Origin of the sequence: Fuchsiella alkaliacetigena (assembly GCF_023227765.1) — a bacterium.
GTDB classification, from domain to species: domain Bacteria; phylum Bacillota; class Halanaerobiia; order Halobacteroidales; family Acetohalobiaceae; genus Fuchsiella; species Fuchsiella alkaliacetigena.
This window is the reverse complement of sequence record NZ_JALKBZ010000002.1, coordinates 42221-63331: the sequence shown is the minus strand read 5'-3', so window position 1 is coordinate 63331 and position 21111 is coordinate 42221. Positions and strand designations below refer to the sequence as shown.

21 protein-coding genes and 1 riboswitch are annotated in these 21111 nt (G+C 40.4%); of the genes, 20 read left to right on the top strand and 1 reads right to left on the bottom strand.

Annotated elements, in window-relative coordinates; translation table 11 throughout:
* Positions 1-98 precede the first annotated feature (98 nt).
* The gene (locus MWH30_RS00945; protein ID WP_248662177.1) at positions 99-563 is read right to left on the bottom strand and encodes a hypothetical protein; all 465 of its coding nucleotides are present in this window, start codon (positions 561-563) and stop codon (positions 99-101) included.
* Positions 564-845: 282 nt separating this feature from the next.
* Here MWH30_RS00945 and MWH30_RS00940 point away from each other — a divergent pair, with 282 nt between their 5' ends.
* The 20 genes from MWH30_RS00940 (at position 846) to MWH30_RS00850 (ending at position 21111) form a co-directional block, all read left to right on the top strand.
* Positions 846-1223, top strand: a complete 378-nt coding sequence (locus MWH30_RS00940; RefSeq protein ID WP_248662176.1) for a CoA-binding protein — start codon at positions 846-848, stop codon at positions 1221-1223.
* A gap of 124 nt (positions 1224-1347) precedes the next feature.
* Complete coding sequence (locus tag MWH30_RS00935) at positions 1348-2274, top strand: exopolyphosphatase (protein WP_248662175.1); 927 nt, start codon at positions 1348-1350, stop codon at positions 2272-2274.
* Positions 2275-2455: 181 nt separating this feature from the next.
* Positions 2456-3439: an alpha/beta hydrolase gene (locus MWH30_RS00930; protein WP_248662174.1), complete on the top strand. Its 984-nt coding sequence runs from the start codon at positions 2456-2458 to the stop codon at positions 3437-3439.
* A 22-nt stretch (positions 3440-3461) separates the two neighbouring features.
* Entirely contained in the window at positions 3462-4031 is a 570-nt protein-coding gene (mnmM, locus tag MWH30_RS00925) for a tRNA 5-(aminomethyl)-2-thiouridylate-methyltransferase MnmM (RefSeq protein ID WP_248662173.1), read from the top strand.
* A 29-nt stretch (positions 4032-4060) separates the two neighbouring features.
* On the top strand, positions 4061-5020 hold the full coding sequence (mnmL, locus tag MWH30_RS00920) for a tRNA modification radical SAM protein MnmL/YtqA (RefSeq protein ID WP_248662172.1): 960 nt from the start codon (positions 4061-4063) through the stop codon (positions 5018-5020).
* A 106-nt stretch (positions 5021-5126) separates the two neighbouring features.
* Positions 5127-7367, top strand: coding sequence for a primosomal protein N' (priA, locus tag MWH30_RS00915; RefSeq protein WP_248662171.1), 2241 nt, complete (start codon positions 5127-5129; stop codon positions 7365-7367).
* 63 nt (positions 7368-7430) lie between these two features.
* On the top strand, positions 7431-7868 hold the full coding sequence (gene def / locus MWH30_RS00910; protein ID WP_248662170.1) for a peptide deformylase: 438 nt from the start codon (positions 7431-7433) through the stop codon (positions 7866-7868).
* 37 nt (positions 7869-7905) lie between these two features.
* Entirely contained in the window at positions 7906-8886 is a 981-nt protein-coding gene (gene fmt / locus MWH30_RS00905; protein ID WP_248662169.1) for a methionyl-tRNA formyltransferase, read from the top strand.
* Positions 8873-9646, top strand: coding sequence for a DUF116 domain-containing protein (locus MWH30_RS00900; protein ID WP_248662168.1), 774 nt, complete (start codon positions 8873-8875; stop codon positions 9644-9646). The genes fmt and MWH30_RS00900 overlap by 14 nt, the downstream gene beginning before the upstream one ends.
* 14 nt (positions 9647-9660) lie before the next feature.
* Complete coding sequence (locus tag MWH30_RS13740) at positions 9661-9795, top strand: hypothetical protein (protein WP_282706106.1); 135 nt, start codon at positions 9661-9663, stop codon at positions 9793-9795.
* On the top strand, positions 9795-10472 hold the full coding sequence (locus tag MWH30_RS00895) for a DUF6391 domain-containing protein (protein WP_248662167.1): 678 nt from the start codon (positions 9795-9797) through the stop codon (positions 10470-10472). The genes MWH30_RS13740 and MWH30_RS00895 overlap by 1 nt, the downstream gene beginning before the upstream one ends.
* A 17-nt stretch (positions 10473-10489) precedes the next feature.
* A complete protein-coding gene (gene rsmB / locus MWH30_RS00890; RefSeq protein ID WP_248662166.1) occupies positions 10490-11863 on the top strand; it encodes a 16S rRNA (cytosine(967)-C(5))-methyltransferase RsmB in 1374 nt (457 codons plus the stop codon).
* Between the two features lie 58 nt (positions 11864-11921).
* Complete coding sequence (gene rlmN, locus MWH30_RS00885) at positions 11922-12974, top strand: dual-specificity RNA methyltransferase RlmN (RefSeq protein ID WP_248662165.1); 1053 nt, start codon at positions 11922-11924, stop codon at positions 12972-12974.
* Positions 12975-13049: 75 nt separating this feature from the next.
* Positions 13050-13766: a Stp1/IreP family PP2C-type Ser/Thr phosphatase gene (locus tag MWH30_RS00880; protein WP_248662164.1), complete on the top strand. Its 717-nt coding sequence runs from the start codon at positions 13050-13052 to the stop codon at positions 13764-13766.
* A gap of 60 nt (positions 13767-13826) precedes the next feature.
* The gene (gene pknB / locus MWH30_RS00875; RefSeq protein WP_248662163.1) at positions 13827-15839 is read left to right on the top strand and encodes a Stk1 family PASTA domain-containing Ser/Thr kinase; all 2013 of its coding nucleotides are present in this window, start codon (positions 13827-13829) and stop codon (positions 15837-15839) included.
* 13 nt (positions 15840-15852) lie between these two features.
* The gene (gene rsgA / locus MWH30_RS00870; RefSeq protein WP_248662162.1) at positions 15853-16722 is read left to right on the top strand and encodes a ribosome small subunit-dependent GTPase A; all 870 of its coding nucleotides are present in this window, start codon (positions 15853-15855) and stop codon (positions 16720-16722) included.
* Positions 16723-16724: 2 nt separating this feature from the next.
* Entirely contained in the window at positions 16725-17372 is a 648-nt protein-coding gene (rpe, locus tag MWH30_RS00865) for a ribulose-phosphate 3-epimerase (protein WP_248662161.1), read from the top strand.
* Positions 17373-17437: 65 nt separating this feature from the next.
* Positions 17438-17575, top strand: a riboswitch (FMN riboswitch).
* Between the two features lie 527 nt (positions 17576-18102).
* Complete coding sequence (gene ribD / locus MWH30_RS00860) at positions 18103-19197, top strand: bifunctional diaminohydroxyphosphoribosylaminopyrimidine deaminase/5-amino-6-(5-phosphoribosylamino)uracil reductase RibD (protein WP_248662160.1); 1095 nt, start codon at positions 18103-18105, stop codon at positions 19195-19197.
* Between the two features lie 13 nt (positions 19198-19210).
* Complete coding sequence (locus MWH30_RS00855) at positions 19211-19870, top strand: riboflavin synthase (RefSeq protein ID WP_248662159.1); 660 nt, start codon at positions 19211-19213, stop codon at positions 19868-19870.
* Between the two features lie 29 nt (positions 19871-19899).
* A complete protein-coding gene (locus tag MWH30_RS00850; protein WP_248662158.1) occupies positions 19900-21111 on the top strand; it encodes a bifunctional 3,4-dihydroxy-2-butanone-4-phosphate synthase/GTP cyclohydrolase II in 1212 nt (403 codons plus the stop codon).

Sequence of the window (21111 nt, the reverse complement as noted above, 5' to 3'; positions counted from 1 at the left end):
GTGCTATTCTGTTTTAGGTAGTGCTTCTGGGCCAGGGATTGAACTGTTATCGCCAAAGAGTGACGAATCTCCTAAGCCAGTAATAATTGCAGCCGCTGTTATTTGTTGTCTTTTAATATTTCCTGACCATACTTATCTATAATTTTAGCTATCAGAAACCCTAACAGTAGATGCTCAGCTAAGTGATATAAATTAGTACCCGCATCATCAGGATCAATTCTACTAACTTTTGACCGAAGAATTACTCCAAAACTAAGCAACCACCATGCTGCTCCAACAGATAAACCTTTAAGCCCAGAGTATTCTGTGTCGGTAAAATAAAGCAAATATAATATAACGCTGCCCATCATACCAGCATTAGAATAGTCAGAAATTGCTCCGGTAACTAAGGCGGGAATAGTTTTAACATCTGCTTTTTTGAAATAAGCTGAAGCGGCAATATGCCACATATGATGTTTATTTATATCTAGAGAGTAAAATATATAGTCTAAAATATTTATTGGTATATTAGCACATGCACTAGCTAGCATTCCAAAAGAAAACTTATCTTTTATTTTAATCACTGTCTAATTTCCTCCTTGCTTGTAGTATGAGCTTGGCAAAATATTATTATTAGAGTTATAGAAAAGCAAAAAAAGTTAACCAGCACCTGCTTAGCTATCCTTTTTTTGGCGGAGGTTATCTAGGGGTAGCTTTTAAAAAGGTGCTGGTTAATCTATTAAAAGTAAAAAATCAATTCAATATAATCCCTCTTTTGATATTTTATTTACTATATAGTATGATTTATATAGCAAGGCTGTGCATTAAATCCTATTATTATAATTTAAAAGTGGAGGGATAAAAAAATGAGTATTAAAGAGGAGAGTTTAGCTAAGCAGAACTGGGCCGTAGTTGGAGCCACCGATAAGCAGAATAAGTTTGGCTATAAAATCGTTAACAGACTCAAGCAGCAGGGTTATTCTGTATTTCCGGTAAATCCCAACTTAGAAGAGGTAGCAGGCTTGGAATGCTACGCCCAACTTGCAGATATTCCAGCGGAGATAGAGGTAGTTGATCTGGTAGTTAATCCTCAGATTGGCCTTAAAGTAATGGAAGAGATTATAGAGTTGGCAATAGACTATCTGTGGTTGCAACCGGGAGCTAGAAGTGAAGAACTCAGAGAGCGAGCTAGCAAAGAGGGGATTAATTTAATTGAAGGCTGTATTTATGCTGTTTTAAGTTAATATTTTGGGGCTGTTTTTCAGAAAATAGAGGTAATTTCTTTTTTTTATAGAAGTTAAAAGATTAGATAGTAGAGAGAATCATGTCCTTAGTTTAAAAAATGTTTATAAACAGGAGGTATTTAGTATGTCAGAGCAAAAGTACAGATTAGTTACCCGAAGTGATTTTGATGGTTTAGTGTCGGCGGTTTTACTTAAAGAAATGGATTTAATTGACGATATTAATTTTGTACATCCTAAGGATGTACAGGACGGCAAAGAGGATATAACCGATAGAGATATTTTAACTAACCTGCCTTATGTAGAAGAAGCTTACTTGGTATTTGACCATCACTCTAGTGAATTATTAAGAGTGGGCAAGGAGAAGGAGAACCATATTATTGATCCTGAAGCCTCTTCAGCAGCTAGAGTTGTTTATAATTACTATGGAGGTCCAGAACAGTTTCCTAATGTTTCCGAGGAAATGATGACGGCAGTTGATAAGGCGGATGCAGCTCAGTTTACTAAGGAGGATGTGTTAAATCCTACTGGTTGGGAGCTTTTAAGCTTTATGATGGATGCTAGAACCGGCTTAGGAAGATTTAGGGATTTTAGAATTTCCAACTATGACTTAATGATGGATTTGATTGATTACTGTCAAGAGCTTAGCATTGAGGAAATACTGGAACTACCTGATGTTAAAGAAAGGGTAGACTTGTATTTTAATTATGAAGATCGTTTTAAGGAGCAGTTGAAAGAATGCTCTGAAGTCCATGACAATGTACTGGTATTGGACTTTAGAGAGGAGGAGACTATTTATCCTGGTAATCGTTTTATGAAGTATGTGCTTTATCCGGAGACCAATATTTCTATTCATACTATCTGGGGTTATCAGCAACAAAATACGGTTTTTGCAGTTGGTAAGTCTATCTTCAATAAAAGCAGTGAAGCTAACATAGGTGAGGTTATGTTGGAATACGGCGGGGGAGGTCACAAGGCTGCCGGAACCTGTCAGATAGATAATGAGCGGGCCGATGAGGTTTTAGAGGAGTTAATTGAACGGTTTAAGGATTAAAATTAGCTTTAAGCAAAAAGGATTAGCTGCCTTTGGGTAGCTGATCCTTTTTTATTTTTTGCTTGATAATATGTAGAAAATGGAGGAATAAAGATAATATTTGGAGAAAGTATGATATACATATGGGTTTTTGTTTATATGACTATTTATTTCAGTAGTCTGCGATAGAGGAGGTAGATAGATGAAGGGAAAGCTAGTTATATTGGTTTTAGTAGTACTGTTAGGACTATTGATTTTATTTTTAAGCGGGCCCAAAGTCCAAGTAGAAGAAGATATCGAAAAAGTGAGCTTGCCACCACGCACAGAGGACTTAACTGAGTATTTAGCCCAGTCTGAGGCAGAGTTTGCTGATTTGATTCCCGGAACTGAAAAGAAGATTATCTGGGCTGATGCTAATAAGGAAAAGACTCCCTTGTCTATTATTTATCTACATGGCTTTTCAGCTACTCGTCAGGAGACGGCTCCTTTAGCTGATCAGGTAGCTGAGGAGTTAGGAGCTAACCTTTTTTATACTCGTTTAACCGGTCACGGACGCAGTGGAGCAGCTATGGGAGAGGCTAAAGCGAATGACTGGTTAAATGATGCTTGGGAGGCTTTAGAGATCGGGCAGCAGATAGGTGAAGAAGTAGTGGTGATCGGTACTTCCACAGGCGGTACTTTGGCTACTTGGTTAGCACTACAGGAGCAGGTAGAGGGGATTTCAGCTTTGGTGTTGATTTCACCGAATTTTGGCCCGCGGGATTCTATGGCTGAACTTTTAACCTGGCCTTGGGCTGAACAGTTGCTGCCATTATTGTTGGGTGAGGAGTATAGTGCTGAGTCTTTGAATCCTGAACATGAACGCTATTGGACCAGAAACTATCCTACTACTGCTTTATTTCCCATGATGGCTTTGGTAGATTTGGTGCGTGAGTCTGATTTGGAAGCTGTTAAAGAGCCTACTTTGGTGCTTTATTCACCGCAAGATCAGGTAGTGGATGCTGCTAAGATTGAGGAGACTTTTCAAAGATGGGGTAGTGAAGAAAAGAAACTGCTTGCTATGGAAGAGATAGAGAATCCGAGAAAGCACGTGCTGGCTGGTGATATTTTGGAACCAAATAATACTTCTGTGGTCAAAGAGGAAATTCTGGAGTTTATTTTTTTCTTGACGGGGAATATTAACTAAATTAAAGTAAGGAGGAAGGAATTTGCCACATGATTTTAAACAAGCAGTAGAGTTTTCACATGAGTTATTGGCAGAACATATAACTTCCGGAGCTAAAGTAGTAGATGCTACGGCAGGTAATGGATACGATACAGAGTTTTTGGCTAAATTAGTTGGTGAGCAGGGCTCAGTTTGGGCCTTCGATGTTCAAAAAGAGGCTATTGAGAGAACTCAAGAGCGTTTGCAAAAGGCAGGTCTGGCCCAACGAGTGGAGTTGATTAAAGACGGCCACCAAAATTTAGCTGACTATATAAGTACGGATTTGGCTGGACTGATATTTAACTTAGGCTATCTACCTGGGGGAGATAAGGAGATTATTACTAAGTCTGAAAGCACCTTAAAAGCAGTTTCAGCAGGAGTTGACTTGCTGGCTGAAGGCGGCTTGTTGGTAGTGGTGGCTTATTTAGGCCATGCTGGGGGAAAAGAGGAGTATCAAGCTCTGTTGGATTACTTGCAGAGCTTGGATTTCCGCAGCTATAACGTATTAAATTATCGTTTTCTTAATCAGCAAAATGAGCCGCCGCAGGTATTAGCTGTTAAAAGGAGAAGTTAATATAGTGTAGTTTAGAAAGCATTTAAGGAGTGGTAATTTTGAGTAGATACTATACCTATAATCAGCATTTGCAGGATAAGTACGGAGCTAAAACCTATAAACTGCCTGTGAATCTGCTTCTCACCTGTCCTAATCGGGATGGAGTATTGAGTACTGGCGGCTGTGCTTACTGCGGTAGTAAAGGGGCTAGCTTTGAGGAGGCTTCAGTTACTTCAGTTAAAGAGCAGTTGTTGGAGATTAAGGAGCCTATTGCTAATAAGTATAAGGCGGAAAAGTTTATTGCCTACTTTCAAAATTTTACTAATACTTATTTACCCTTGGAGGAACTAAAGGATAATGTAGCTCAGGCTTTGGAAGTGGAAGGGATAGTGGAGCTAGCCTTTGCTACTCGTCCTGACTGTATCAATAAGGAGTATTTAGAGGCCATGTTAGCAGTAATAGAGCAGCAAGCTCCAGAAACTAATCTTACTTTGGAGTTGGGTTTACAGACGGCAAACTATCATATTTTAAAGAGCATCAATCGGGGCCATACTTTGGCAGAGTTTATCGATGCTGTACTGACTGCCCGAGAGTATGGAGTAGGCGTTGGGGTTCATTTAATTTTGAATCTGCCTGGTGATAGTCGAGAGGATGCTATTGAGAATGCCAAGCTTCTTTCGGCTTTGCAGGTGGATAATGTTAAGCTGCATGCCCTCTACATCAGGGAGGATACCCGTTTTGGCGAACTCTATCAGCAGGGAAAGCTGGACTTAATCTCTTTGGAGGAGTATATAGAACGAGTAATTCTTTTTTTAGAGCATTTAGATCCTCAAATAGCAGTACAGAGACTATTAGGTAAGGCGCCTCGAGAGGGTTCTTTGTTTGTAAACTGGGGTTATGATTACTGGACAGTACATAATAGGATTTTGGATGAACTGGAAAAGCGTAATATTGAACAGGGGCAGAAGTTTGATTATTTGCAAGGTAAGGCTTTAACTAAGTTTTCTTAAATAAACAAAATCTAGCTTAAATTGACGTTTATGAAAGGAATATTAACTTTGTTCTTGAATAGTAATGGTATGAATAGAGTAGTTGTTAAGGAGCGGGGGTAGGTTGATGGAAGTAAAGTATGCAGAAGTAGTGGTAGATTTAGCAGTTGAAAAGGTGGATCAGGCCTATACTTATAGAGTACCTACTCAGCTTAAAGAGCAGTTACAGATAGGCCATTTAGTTAAGGTTCCCTTTGGCAATCGCAACTTAAAGGGTTATGTAATATCTTTAAGTGAAGAGTTGGATTCTGAATTTGAGATCAAAGATATATTAGCTATAGAGGGCTCGCTGCCTTTATTTGATAGGGAGCTTTTGTCTTTGGCTAAGTGGATGGCCAAGTACTATCAGTCTTATTTGACTACTGCTTTAAAGTGCATTATTCCTTCGGGGCAGCGACGGCCAAAACAGAAAAGAGTAGTTAAGTTGAGTTACGAACTGCCTAAAATAAGGAAAAAGTTAACTGAATTAAGTAGTCGGGCTTATAAACAGCGGGAAGTATTGAACTATTTAATCGAAAACCATCAGCAGCAGTTAACTGTTAGTGAGCTGGCTGAGGCTGTTGATACTTATCCTGGCACTGTGTATAAACTACATGAGAAGGGATTAATAGAGTATGAGCAGTTGGTGGTAAGAAGAAATCCCTATGCTGAGGATATTAAGACTACAGAGCCTTTGCAGTTAACTGCTGAACAAGAGGAGGCTTTAGCTAAGCTGCGGCAGTTAAGGGCCCGGGATGAAACTGGGACTCTGTTGTTGAAGGGGGTTACTGGTAGTGGTAAGACTGAGGTTTATTTGCAGGCTATCAGGGAAACGCTGGCCCGGGGTGAAGAGGCTATAGTTTTGGTACCGGAGATCTCTTTAACTCCGCAGACTGTGAATAGATTTAAAAGCAGGTTCGGTCGACAGGTGGCTATTTATCATAGTCGTCTTTCGGCAGGAGAGCGTTTTGATGAATGGCTACGGATGAAGCAGGGTCAGGCCCAGGTGGTTGTGGGAGCTAGATCGGCTATTTTTGCTCCTTTTAGTAACTTGGGTTTGATAGTTATCGATGAAGAGCACGAAAGTTCTTATAAGCAAAGTGACCATCCGAAGTATCATGCGCGCCGAGTAGCTATTGAGAGGGCCCGCCTAGCTGGAGCCTTAACTCTATTAGGAACGGCTACTCCTGCTTTGGAGAGCTATTATCGGGCCCAACAGGGAGAGTATGAGTTAGTAGAGTTAAGCAGCCGCATAGCTGATCGTCCTTTGCCTCCAGTGGAGATAGTGGATCTGCGTCAGGAGTTAAAGCAGGGTAATAAAAGCATCTTTAGTAGTTCACTAGCTACAGCTATTGAAGATAGATTAGCTAAAGAGGAGCAGATTATTTTATTTTTGAATAGGCGAGGTTTTGCTAATTTTGTACTCTGTCGAGAGTGCGGTTATGTATTGAAGTGTGAGCACTGTGATGTATCTTTAACCTATCACGCGCAAGAAGAACTGCTACGCTGTCATTACTGTGATTATCAGTTAGCAGTGCCCAAGCTTTGTCCTTACTGTCAAAGCCGTTATATTAAACACTTTGGAGTGGGTACTCAGCAGGTAGAGGAAGCAGTGCACAGCAAATTTCCTACTGCTAGAACCTTAAGAATGGATCTGGATACTACTACTTATAAAGGGGCTCATCGTCAGCTTTTAAATAGATTCAAACGCGGAGAGGCTGATATCCTAATTGGCACGCAGATGATAGCTAAAGGGCACGACTTTCCGCAGATCACCTTAGTAGGAGTAATCACTGCCGATACTGCTTTGAACTTTCCCGACTTTCGAGCTGCTGAAACTACTTTTCAGTTATTAACTCAGGTAGCCGGAAGAACTGGAAGAGGAGATATTACTGGTCAAGTTATCATTCAGAGCTATACTCCGGAACATTATAGTATTCAGTTAGCTAAGGAGCATGACTATCGCCACTTTTATGAGCAGGAAATTAAGTATAGACGGGATTTAGCCTATCCTCCCTTTACCCGGCTGATTAACTTTATTATTAGAGGAGAGCAGGAGTCCTCTGTGGCTCAGGTAGCTAATCAGCTAGGGAGCATTATGGCTGGAGAGCTGTCTATAGCCGAGCAGGAAGAAGTAGATATTTTAGGCCCTAGTCCTGCTGCCTTGGCTAAGTTAAGGGGGGAGTATCGTTGGCAATTAATCTTAAAAGGTAAGAACTTGGCTTTAATGAGGGAATTAGGCCAGCGAAGTCTAGAAATATTGAATAATAGCATTAATTTAGGAAAGATAGTAATTAGTGTTGATATTGAACCGATAGGAATGTTATAATGGGTTAATAATATAATAAGTAATAACTAATGATTTTAGTCTTAGTTAAGGGGAGGATATGTAATGGCAGTTTTGCAGATTAGAGAAATAGGTGATCCAGTATTAAGAACTGAGACTCGAGCTGTAGAAGAAGTTAACGATAAGACGAGGCGTTTGCTTAAGGATATGGCTGAAACTATGTATGCCGCCGATGGAGTTGGTTTAGCTGCTCCTCAGGTAGGAGTTTCCAAAAGAATAATTGTAGTTGATATTGGAGAGGGACTACTTTCTTTAGTCAATCCGGAAATTATAGATACTTCGGGAGAGGTTTGTGGAGAAGAAGGATGTTTAAGTATTCCCGAACGAAATAAAAAGGTTAGTAGAGCTGAACAGATAGTAGTTGAGGCTTTAGATGAAGAAGGTAATCAGGTTAAAATAGAGGCTGAAGGACTGTTAGCTAGAGTTTTGCAGCACGAGATAGACCATTTAGATGGAATATTATTTATTGATAAAGCAGAGTAATTAAAGGAATAATGGAATAATAAGGAGGATTTATTTTATGGATGTAGTATTTATGGGAACTCCCGAGTTTTCTGTTCCTACTTTGGAGGGATTAATAGCCCAGGAGGGAATTAATGTGCTGGGAGTAGTTACTCAACCCGACCGACGGCGGGGTCGAGGACAGCAATTAAAGCCTTCGCCAGTAAAAGCTAAAGCTCAAGCAGCTGGATTGGAGATTATGCAGCCCAAAGATGTAAATAGTGCTGATAGTGTGGATAAGTTACGCAGCTTAGCGCCGCAGGCAATGGTGGTTGTAGCTTACGGACAGATCTTATCTAAAGAGCTCTTAGAACTGCCGCCTTTAGGCTGTATTAACGTACATGCTTCTCTGCTGCCTAAGTATAGAGGGCCCGCTCCTTTACATAGGGTAATTATTAATAGTGAAAAGCAGACAGGAGTTACTACTATCTATATGGATCAAGGACTTGATACCGGAGATATCATTTTACAGGAAGAGATAGAGATAGCTGCTGAGGATACAGTGGGGGTAGTTCACGATAGGCTAGCTAAGTTAGGAGCGGAGGTTTTATTGGAAACTTTGGAGCTAGTAGCTCGGGATGAGGCTGAGTCTGAACCTCAAGATGACCGCAAGGCTACCTATGCTCAGAAGATAACTAAAGAGGAATGTTTAATTGACTGGACTGCGGAAGCACAGCAGATCAAAGATTTAATTCGGGGCTTGAATCCTTGGCCGGGAGCTTACACTTATCATCAAGGCCAGCGTTTAAAGGTCTGGGAATCTAAGATCTATGATTCAAAGACAAAGCCTTCGGTAGTGCCAGGAACGGTGGTTAATATTGAAGTAGAGGCTGGATTTGTAGTACAAAGTGGTGAGGGACAGTTATTGATTACTAAGGTGCAGCCGGAAAATAAGCAGTCGATGTCGGCTAATGATTACTTAAGGGGCTATGATTTACAGACAGGGAGTATTTTAGCAACAGATAGAAAGTCTAGCGGAGAACAGAATGTTGACAACTAAAGAACAAAGTAATCAGGAATTATTTTTAAGTTTATTAGTTTTTAGCTTAGTGATAACGGTGTTAGTTACAGCTGTAGCCTGGTATTTTAACTTTGTGGGCTGGACTACAGTTACTCAGAATATTTTTTTAGCCCTGACTGCTATAATTACCTTGCTAACTTTAGTTATTCTGATAGGAGCATTAGGTGTTTTTTGGCCTGCCTTGCCTAGAAAGGTTTCCTTTTTAGCTGCTCCAACTAAGCTAGTAATTACTTATTTATTGCCCTTAACTGTGTTTTTAGGTAAGTTCTTTGGTTTTAATAAACTGGAGGTGCAAAACTCCTTTGTAGAAGTTAATAATCAGTTTGTGGAATCAGGTTACTTAGCTGTAAGATCTGATCAGGTATTACTTTTACTTCCCCATTGCATACAGGATCATGAATGTGAATATCGAATTACTAATGATTTAAATAACTGTCGGCGTTGTGGGAAATGTCAAGTAACTGAAATGTTGGAGTTTAGAGATAGCTATGGAATTAATGTGGCGGTAGCTACTGGGGGGACTTTAGCTCGGCGCTTAGTTAAGGAACTGCGACCTGAAGTTATTTTAGCAGTGGCTTGTGAACGAGATTTAACTAGCGGGATTCAGGATGTTTATCCCTTGCCGGTGATAGGTTTAATTAATATTCGACCTGAAGGGCCCTGTGTTAATACCTTGGTTGACTTGAATAGATTGAATATGGCTCTTAAAAATACTTTAGAGTTGACTAAGGTTGAATGAGGGAGGAGAAGATTATGTGTTTTTTAACGAATAATAAAGGTTATACTGGAATGCGATCTGTTAAAGGTATCTTATTAGAGGCTTCAGAGTTTAATTCGGTGGCTTTCGGGGTACAATTATCCTTATTATTTAAGTTGTGGACTGATTAATGATGTATATACTTTTATTAATACTGCTACTAGGATTTTTATTTCCACCTTTATTACTTCCTTTCTTTTCCCTAATTTTTTTAATAATTCTTTTTATTCCTTATAAGTATACTTTTGATTCTATAGTTACGCTTTTAGTTGCTCCTAAGCAGATTATTAAAATTGCTTTCAATCCTGATCTGCGTAGAAATCATGCTTTAGAACATGCTACTATTAATGTAATTGAGGAGTTATACGGCCCTCAACAGCTGGCTGGAATGGCTAAAGAGGATGGTTTTTATATTATGGGTCGGGTGAATCCGGTACTAGTTAAGGAGGCTGCTCAAGAAGGTTTAAGCAGACTACAGTCCGGGGAAAAAGATTTGGTTATTCACAATAGATGTGGAACTAGTTTGGCAGTAGCTAAGTTAGTTTCCTCGTTGACTTTTCTTTTTTTATTATTTCAAACAGGAAATTTTACCATTTTATATGTAGTGATAGCTATTCTAGCTTCTAATTTGCTAGGTCCGATTATCGGCAAACAGGTACAGTTTTTATTTACCACTTCGGTAGATGTAAAAGGGATGGTAATTAGCAATGTCTACTATGAAAAGGAAGCAGGTGGAGTTTTAGGCTGGGTGGCGGTTAGGCAGCCCCAAAAGCTGTTTATTAAAACTGATAAACTGAGAACTTATTGAGTGGAGGTTAGGCAAGAGTGGAAAAGACAGGACGACAGGTAGCTTTGGAAGTTATTTATCGAGTTAATGAGGAAGGTGCCTATTCTAACTTAGCTTTAAATCAGCTTTTTAATAAGTATAGTTTAGCTAAGCGAGAAAAACCTTTGGCTACAGAACTGGTTTACGGTAGTCTTCGTTGGCGAAATACTTTGGACTGGATTTTGAAGCAGTTTGCTGATCGCAAGTTAAAAAAGATGGATAAGTGGAGCAGAAATATCCTTCGTTTAGGAGTCTATCAGCTCTTATTTTTGGATGGAATTCCGGTATCAGCCGCCTGTAATGAGTCCGTAGAGCTGGCTAAGCAGTATCAGCATCAGGGGGCAGCCGGCTTTGTAAATGGAATTTTGAGAAATCTATTGCGAGAGCTGGAAAGTTTAGCTGAAGTGCAGTTTCCGAACTTAAAGGAAGATCCAGTTCAGCATATTCGTTATAGATACTCTTTTCCGCAGTGGTTAGTAGAGATCTGGGTTAAAAAGTATGGGGTAGAGGAGACTATAGAGCTTTGTCAAGCCTTTAATCAACGGCCTACAGTTACTATTCGTAGTAATTCTTTATGCTTAACGGCTGAACAGTTAAGGACAGAGCTGGAGGAAGCAGGTTTAGAGGTTGAACTTGCTAGTCACTTACCGCAGCTGCTTAAGTTAAAGCAAGCTGCTGATTTAACTGAGTTAGCGGCCTTTAAACAGGGTAAGTTTCAGATTCAGGGAGCAGCTTCGTTATTAACTACTTTGCTGTTAGCTCCTCAGCCTGGGCAGAGAGTATTAGATCTGTGTAGTGCTCCGGGTGGTAAGACTACTCACCTAGCTGAGTTAATGGAGAATCAAGGACAGATAGTAGCTAATGAGCTGCATGAGCATCGTTTGGAGTTAGTAAAAAGAAATTGTGCTCGCTTAAGAGTGGAGATAGTTGAGCCCTCTTTAGCTGATGGAAGAAATTTAGCTTTTGAGCAGTCTTTTGATAAAATATTAGTCGATGCTCCCTGTTCCGGTTTAGGAATGATTGCTAAAAAACCGGAGCTTAAGTGGCAGCAAAAACCCCAAGATGTTCAGGCCTTAAGTGAACTCCAACTGGAGCTGTTACTGAATGCTAGTCAGTACTTAAAGCCCGGGGGAGAGTTAATTTATAGTACCTGTACTATTACTGAAGAGGAAAACTGGGCCGTAGTGGAGCAGCTTTTGGCTCAACGGCCGGACTTGGAAATAGTGGATCTGAGTTCAGCAGCTGCTGAGTTTGGAATTCCCAATGAATCTTTACTTAGGGGAGCGCTTTCTTTGTTACCTAGTATGGAGCCGGGAGAGAATGAAGGTTACTTTATTGTCAAATTAAAACAGTCGGCTGAGCTTGACATTTAGAGCAGTTAGTATATGATATTTATAGAGGGGAATTATAAATACTTGAAAGGAAGATATAATGACGGAATTGATAGAGTTGACTTCTTTGGACTTTGCAGAACTGAATAATTTTTTTGTAGAATTAGGAGAGCCTGCTTATCGGGCCCAGCAACTTGCTCAGTGGATCTACAAGCAAGGAGCTAGTGATTTTGAAGATATGACTACCTTATCTAAAGAACTTCGCTCTAAGTTGAGCAAAAGAGCTTATATTAGTCAATTAGAGGAGTTAAAAGCAGCCGTAGCCGAAGACGGAACAGTGAAGTACCTCTTTGAATTAAGGGATGGTCAACGAATTGAAACGGTGCTAATGCGTTATGCTGACCATAGAAATACGGTCTGTATTTCTACTCAGGTGGGCTGCGCTATGGACTGTAGTTTTTGTGCTACTGGTCAACAGGGTTTAGAGCGTAATTTAAGTACCGGAGAGATAGTAGCTCAGGTTTTAGAGGTACAACGTTCCTTAAGTGAAGAAGAGTTTGGGGTGCCGCGAATAAGTAACGTAGTGCTAATGGGTATGGGAGAAGCTTTAGCTAACTATGATAATTCATTAAAAGCTATTCAGATTTTAAATGATCAACGAGGTTTAAATATAGCTATGCGGAAGATTACTCTTTCCACCTGTGGTTTGGTGCCTCAGATTAGGAAGCTGGCTGAGGAAGAGTTACAGTTGGTTTTGGCTATTTCACTACATGCAGCAGAAGATTCATTACGAAGTCAATTGATGCCTATTAACGACCGTTATCCTTTAGCGGAGCTGATGGCGGCCTGTAAGTATTATCAGCAATGTACTGGGCGACGTATTACTTTTGAGTATGCATTAATAGATGGAGTCAATAGTAGCCCTCAACAGGCGCAAAGCTTAGCTGAACTGCTCTCAGACTTATTATGTCATGTTAACTTAATTCCCGTTAATCCGGTAGCAGAATTGGAGTTAAGTAGACCCTCTCAAGAAAAGATTGAAGCCTTTCAAAGAGTATTAACTGCTGAGGGGATTGAGAATACACTGCGTTTAGAAAGAGGAGTAGAGATAGAAGCTGCCTGTGGGCAGTTAAAGTCTGAATATGAGGACTAATAAAATAATCTTATTTTATATATTTTAGAATTATTGAATAGTGTTTTAAAGTAAAGGTATGAGGTGATTATATATATGGAAGTGGGGCTGAATTCTGACCGAGGAAGAGTGAGAGAGGTTAATGAGGATAATTACTTATTTTTAGATGAAGATCAGTTTAAATTGCTTGCTGTGGCGGATGGTATGGGAGGCCATCAGGCCGGAGAGGTTGCTAGTACAATAGCTATTGAGACTTTGGCTGAATATGATTTTGAGTTAAAAAAGCCTCCCCAAGAACTTAGAAAGCTTATTAAAGATATTAATTATAAGATATATAGTGCTGCTCAGGAGAATGCTGAGTATAAAGGGATGGGGACTACTTTAACTATGGGACTTTGTTGGCAGGGGAAGCTCTATATAGGGCATGTAGGCGATAGTAGAGCCTATTTACTGCGTAATGGAGAGTTAAGACAGTTAACAGAAGACCATTCTTTGGTAAATCGTTTGTTGAAAGCCGGGGAGATAAGTGTAGCAGAGGCTAGAGATCATCCCCAAAACAATGTACTGTTAAGAGCTTTAGGTACTCAAGCAGAAGTAAAGGTTGATTTATTGGAAGTAGATTTGGAAAGTAATGATATTTTATTGCTGTGTAGCGATGGTTTGAGTGAAGCATTGAGTAGAGAACAGATTAAAGAGACTTTATTAAAGGAAGCAGATTTACAAGAGAAGGCTAATCAATTAGTGAAGTTAGCTAATCAGGTTGGTGGTTACGACAACATAACTGTTAGCATTTTGGCTGATTTGGACTGCTGAAGTTATGGATTAACAGGGTAGGTCAATTAAGAGCTGAGCCTAACTATTGAGGTGACTTTAATGATTGGTAATATCTTAAATAATCGATATCAGTTGAAAACTAAACTCGGTGAAGGTGGAATGGCTTTAGTTTTTGCAGCCCATGATAAGCTATTAAACCGAGAGGTAGCCGTTAAAGTGCTGCGTTCTCAGTATGCTAATGATAAAGTATTCGTGAAGCGATTTCGACGAGAGGCGCAGTCTGTAGCTACCTTTTCCCATCCTAATATTGTTAATATTTTTGATATTGGTAAGGATCAAGGGACTTATTATATTGTGATGGAGAAGGTGGAAGGAGAGACCCTTAAGCATAGGATAGCTGAGAATAGTTTAGAGATTTCTACAGCTTTAAGTATTGCTAAGCAGATAGCTCAGGCTTTGGTGGTTGCTCATAGAAACGATATCATTCACTGTGATATTAAGCCGGCTAATATTCTTTTAACTGCTGAGGGGGGGACGAAGTTAACGGATTTTGGGATTGCCAAAGCTCTTAACTCTAGTACCTTAACTCATACCGAAACGGTACTCGGTTCGGCTAACTATTTTGCTCCTGAACAGGCTAAAGGAGATATTGTTGATGCTCGGACTGATATCTATTCTTTAGGGATTGTGCTTTATGAGATGGTAACTGGAGAGATCCCTTTTGAGGGGGATACTCCTGTTTCAGTTGCTTTGAAGCATATTAAAGAATCGCCTCGCTCACCTAAAGAGATCAATTCTGAACTACCTGCTTCGATAGAGGATATTATTATGAAAGCAATTCGAAAGGATCGGGCTCAGCGTTATAGTAGTGTAAAAGAGATGCTGGCAGATATCGATAAAGCTTTGGAAGAACAGGAAGAGTTCTCAGCTTTAGCAGAGGAGGAGCCTGAAGAAGAGCTTGAACGGACTATAGTTGCTGATAAGAAGGAGTTTTCTGGACATCTGTTATCGGAGTTAGAGGCGGAAGAAGAGATAGAAGAGGAAGAGGCAGAAATAGAGGAAAATTCTCAATCTTCTCAAGCAGGAGAAGAGTTAAGCGAGGAAGATATTGAGGAGTTACTAGCTTCAGAAGAGGAAGCAAGTGACGATGGGCCCGGCTTTGTTAAACGAAATATACGCTGGTTAGCTATGGTGATGGTGTTATTGCTTTTAACTGGTGGTGGCTTTTTGGGTTATCGGCGTCTAATTGACTTTTTAGAGGTGCCAGTAGTAGAGGTGCCGGAGCTGATGGAAAAGGAGTTGGAAGCTGCTGAAAGGAAGTTGGAGTCTTTAAATTTGGGCTTTACAGTGCATAATGAAGCTTATCATCAGGAAATACCGGAAGGAAATATTATTTCTCAAGAACCTCAAGCAGGGAGAGAGGTTAGAGAGAATCGCGAGGTTAGTGTGGTAGTCAGTCAAGGTCCTAGGTTGACTAAAGCTCCGGATATAATTGGCAAGTCTATGCGTGAAGCTAGAATAATTTTAGATGAAGCAGAATTGAATATTGGGGAAACGGAAGCGGTGGCACACGAGCGGATTCCGGAAGGTGAGATTATCAGTCAAAGCCCTGAACCAGAAGCAGAAATAGCTATTGATTCTTCAATAGATTTGATTGTCAGCAAAGGAGAAGAGGTTGAGCCGGTAGATGTACCTTCGCTAATAGGCTTAAACGAGGAAGAAGCGAAACAGGTCTTGAGAGATTTGGACTTAGTAGTGGGAAGTGTTAGCTATGAGGATAGCTTGGATGTTCAGGAAGGTGAGGTGTTAGAACAGGAGCCTAGCTCTGGTACTGAAGTTTCAGTAGGTTCCGAGATTGACTTAGTAGTTAGTGATGGAGTTAGGAATGTTCATGATTCGGAAGTGCATGACTTTAGAGTTAGGGTTAGTGTTAATCCGGGCCCGGAGGAGCAGGAAGTAGAGATTATTGTAGAAGACGATAATGGACGTCGGGTTGTCTATAATGAAATCCATAATCCAGGTGATTTAATTAATGAGGAGTTGGTCAGTGTAGGCTCTACGGTAGTGCAGGTTTATATAAATGATAACTTAGTTAGAGAGCAAACATTTTAATGGGGGTTGATTAATGAAGCAGGGGAGAATAATTAAGGCTTATGCAGGTTATTACTATGTTTTAAATCCAATAGAGGGGGAGATCTATGAGTGCTCCCTGCGGGGTAGATTTAGACAGGAGGATTTGGACTTTTATGTGGGGGATCAGGTTAAGTTTTCTCCTCTTGCTGAGAACGAGGGAGTAATTGAGGAGTTACTGCCTCGTTCAGTGCAGTTAAATAGACCGGCTGTGGCTAATGTAGAGCAAGTAGTTGTAGTTTTTGCTAGTAAAGACCCTGAGTTTAACTATCAATTAGTGGATAGATTTCTTTTATTGGCGGCAGCTTATGAGTTGGAGATTCTCCTTTGTTTGAATAAGGTGGACTTAGTTAGCCCTGCAAAGGCTAAAAGCTTAATGGCTCCTTATGAAGATATAGGTTATGCAGTTCACTATACAGATGTTAAGTCAAAAGCAGGGATTGCTGACTTAAAAAAGGACTTAGCAGCGCAGATTTCAGTTTTGGCAGGGCCTTCAGGAGTAGGCAAATCCAGCTTGATTAATCTGTTAAACTCTGAAGCTCAGATGCTAACTCAGCAACTAAGCGAGAAAATCAAACGCGGTAAGAATACTACTAAGCATGTGGAGTTAATAGGTTTGGATAATAGAGGTTTAGTAGCCGACACACCGGGTTTTAGCAGTCTAGATATTAGCTTTATAGCTGCTCGAAGGCTAGCTTATTTGTTCCCGGAGTTGCGGGAGAGATTAGCTAATTGTAAGTTCAATAACTGTTTACATCGGCATGAACCGCAGTGTGCAGTAAAAGATGCAGTAGAACAAGGAGATATTTATACTCATCGTTATGATAATTACTTAAACTTTTTAGCTGAATTAGAGGAGGAATAACTATGATTAAAATTGCTCCCTCGATTTTATCCGGGGACTTTAGTAATTTAGGAGCAGAGATAGAGAAGGTCAGCAATGCTGAATACTTACATATTGACGTGATGGATGGTCATTTTGTGCCCAATATTACTATGGGCCCGCTAGTTGTGGAGGCCATAGCAGGTCGAACAGAGCATCTTTTAGATGTGCATTTAATGATTGAAAATCCTGAGCGGTATATTGAGCAGTTTGCTCAGGCAGGAGCAGACCTGATTACTGTTCATGCTGAAGCCTGTCCGCATTTACATCGGACTATTCAGCAGATTAAAGACTGTGGCTTAAAGGCAGGAGTAGCCCTTAATCCAGCTACTTCTTTAACTACCCTAGAGAATATACTGTCGGATTTGGATTTAGTTTTAATAATGACTGTTAATCCTGGCTTTGGGGGGCAGCAGTTTATTGAAGAAATGCTGCCTAAGATTGAGCAGTTACGTAATCAGCTGGAGACAGCAGGTTTAGAGGTTGATATTCAGGTTGATGGAGGGATTAAACCTCATAATGTAGCTCAAGTAGTAGCTGCGGGAGCTAACGTGATTGTAGCCGGTTCGGCTGTCTTTAAAGCAGCAGATCCAGGACAAGCTGTGCAGGAGTTAAGAGAAAACTGTAATTAAATTCTTTTTTAAAAAGGGTTTTGAGGCTTTATATAGAATATCTTATTAGTAGCTTAAAAAAGAATATTTTGCTTCGGGAACAGGTGAAATTCCTAACCGGCGGTGATGTCTGACCTGGACAGAGCCCGCGAGCCCTATTGGATAGTGGTTGATTTGGTGAAATTCCAAAGCCGACAGTAAAGTCTGGATGAGAGAAGTCTTTGTATAGGGTTGCTATACTTTTTTGTTTATAAGTCCCCGGAGTTTTTTCTGGGGGCTTTTTAGATTTTTAAGGTCTTTTTAGACACAGATTACACAGATGAACGCAGATAGACACAGATCAAAACCTTTAAAAACTTTTTTGACGCAGACTAAAATCTGACTAAGTTCTGACTAGACCTTAAAAGATAAGTTCAAGAACTTTGGAACCACGAATGAGCACGAATCAACACGAATAAAGACATTTTAAAAATTTTAAATAATTAAATTCTAGATTGTCAACTATTACTTAAGAATAAGCTTTATATTGTGTTTGCTCTAATAAGTTTTTTATTTTGATTTTGAACTTATTCGTGCTCATTCAAGTTGATTTGTGGTTTCAAAAAGGTTTTATGTTTTAGTCAGATTTTGTCCGAACTTAGTCTGCGTCTAATAGAACTTGAACTTTATCTTTTAATTTTTAATTGTCAATTGTACATTGTTAATTATTAGTTGCAACAATTTATCTATAATGCATCAATGAGGTGATTAAATGACAGATTCAGAGTATATGGAGTTAGCGTTGCAGTTAGCAGCTCGAGGCAGAGGTAGAACTAGCCCTAATCCTATGGTAGGGGCAGTGATAGTTAAAGATAATGAAATAATAGGACAAGGCTACCATCAGGCAGCAGGAGAGGCTCACGCTGAGGTGAATGCTTTGGCTGAAGCTGGAGCTGAGGCTCAAGGAGCTACAGTCTACGTTAATTTAGAACCTTGTAGTCATCAGGGCCGGACTCCACCCTGCACCGAAGCCTTAATTGAAGCTCAAGTAAGCAGGGTGGTAGTAGCTATGCAAGATCCCAATCCTCAAGTTGCTGGTCGAGGTTTAGATGCTTTACAAGCAGCAGGGATTGAAGTGGAATCAGGTCTCTTAGCTGAAGAGGCTAAACAGCTAAACGAAGCCTTTATTAAATATATTACTACTGGTTATCCTTTTGTAATCTCTAAGGGAGCTATGACCTTGGATGGTAAGATAGCTACTAGGACTGGAGACTCTAAGTGGATTAGCTGTGAACAGTCCCGTCAATATACTCATTATTTGCGTGATGAGGTGGATGCTATCTTAGTAGGGATTGGCACAGTATTAGCTGATGACCCTCGTTTGACTGCTAGACTACCTGATAGAGAGGGCAGAGATCCGCTGCGGATAGTTTTGGATAGTACTTTAAAGATTCCAGAGCAGTGCAACTTAGTTACTCAGGAATCTTCAGCTAAAACAGTGGTAGTTACTACTGCTGCTTCCAGCTTTCAAAAGCGGATGGCGCTCAAAGAGCAGGGAGTAGAAATCTGGCAGTTAGGTGACTGTCAAGGTGCTATTGATCTCGAAGCTCTGTTGGTGGAGTTAGGGAAACGAGAGATAATGCAACTGTTGATAGAAGGAGGAAGTGAGGTTAACTATTCCTTTTTAGCCGGGGGGCTGGTGGATAAACTAATGTACTTTATAGCTCCTAAGCTCATCGGTGGTCGCGAAGCAGTAAGTATAGTAGGCGGCAGAGGAATAGAGAAGATAGAACAGGGAATTAATATTGATAAGCTGCAGGTAGAACAGCTTGGGGAAGACCTATTGATTACGGGTTATCCTCAGTAGGAGGTGAAGTTTGGTGTTTACAGGTATTGTAGAAGAACTAGGTGAGGTAGCAGCTATTAACCGGGGTAATCAGTCTATAGAGCTAGTTATTCAAGCCAAGCAGGTTTTAGAGGATGTGCAGTTAGGAGATAGTATAGCTACTAACGGAGTCTGCTTGACGGTAACAGAGTTTAGCGATAGCCAGTTTAGTGTGGATGTAATGCCCGAAACTCTGCGTAACTCCAGTTTAAAGGAGTTAGAGGTAGGGACTCAGCTTAATTTAGAGCGGGCCCTCCGCCTTCAGGATAGATTAGGAGGACACTTAGTTTCTGGACATATAGATGGAGTGGGGAGAATTAAGCAGCGCCAGCGAGAAGATAATGCTATCTTAGTTACTATTTCTTTGCCGACGGAGTTATCTCGATATTTGATTCCCAAAGGTTCAATTGCTGTAGATGGAGTTAGTCTGACTGTGGCTAGGCTGGAGAATAATAGCTTTACTATTTCCTTAATCCCCCATACAGCTCAGGAGACTACTTTAGGCTTTAAGCAGGTAGGTGAACTGGTGAATTTAGAGGTGGACTTAATCGGTAAGTATGTAGAACGGATGTTAAAAACAGGAGTTGAGCCTGATTCAAAGGAAGCTAAAACAGGAATTGACTCTAGTTTATTAGCAGAGCAAGGATTTATCTAATCTATAATTTATTTAGGGAGTGACTGAAAATGGATTTTGAATTCGATGATATCGAAGCGGCAATTGAGGATATTAAAGCAGGAAAAATGGTAATTGTAGTTGATGATGAGGACCGAGAAAATGAAGGCGATTTAGTGATGGCTGCCTCAAAAACAACTCCTGAGGATATTAACTTTATGGTCACCCATGCTCGTGGTTTGGTCTGTATGCCTATTATTGGTGAGCGTTTGGAGGAGTTGGAGTTCCCGCAGATGGTAAGCAGAAACTCCGATCCGCACGGTACAGCATTTACCGTTTCAGTAGATCATAAGGATACTGAGACCGGAATTTCAGCCTATGAAAGATGTAAGACAGTACGGGAAATTATTAATGAAGAAGCTGAACCGGATGACTTTAATCGCCCCGGTCATATCTTTCCTTTACGAGCCAAAGAGGGAGGAGTTTTAAGGAGAGCCGGGCATACCGAAGCAGCAGTCGACTTAGCTAAACTGGCCGGACTTTATCCAGCCGGAGTAATCTGTGAAATCATGAAAGACGATGGTAAAATGGCCCGGGTACCGGAATTAATAGACTTTGCTGAAGAGCACCAAATGAAGATTATCACCATTGCTGATTTGATTAAGTATAGAATTAAGCGAGATCAGTTGGTAGAAAAAATAGCCGAGGTAGAGTTACCTACTGAATATGGTGACTTCAGAGCCTATGCCTATGAAACGGTTATCAGTGAAGAATGCCATTTAGCTTTAGTTAAAGGAGATGTGGAAGGAGCAGCAGAAGTATTAGTTCGTGTCCACTCTGAATGCTTAACCGGCGATGCTTTAGCTTCTTTGCGTTGTGACTGTGGTGATCAGTTAGGTCAGGCTCTAACTAAGATTGAAGAGGAAGGACAGGGAGTACTGCTTTATATGCGTCAAGAAGGTCGGGGTATTGGTTTAGCTAATAAGCTGCGAGCCTATGAGTTACAGGATGAAGGTAAGGATACTGTAGAGGCTAATGAGCTATTAGGCTTTGAAGCTGACCTTAGAGACTACGGGATTGGCGCTCAGATTTTAGCCGATCTAGAATTAAATAGTATTAGGTTGATGACTAATAATCCTCGCAAGATTATCGGTTTAGAAGGCTATGGACTAGAGATTACGGCTAGAGTGCCGTTGGAAGTGGATGCTAACTGTAATAATCTGAACTATTTACAGACTAAAAAGGAAAAGCTAGGTCATATACTAGCTACGGGAAGGGAGTAG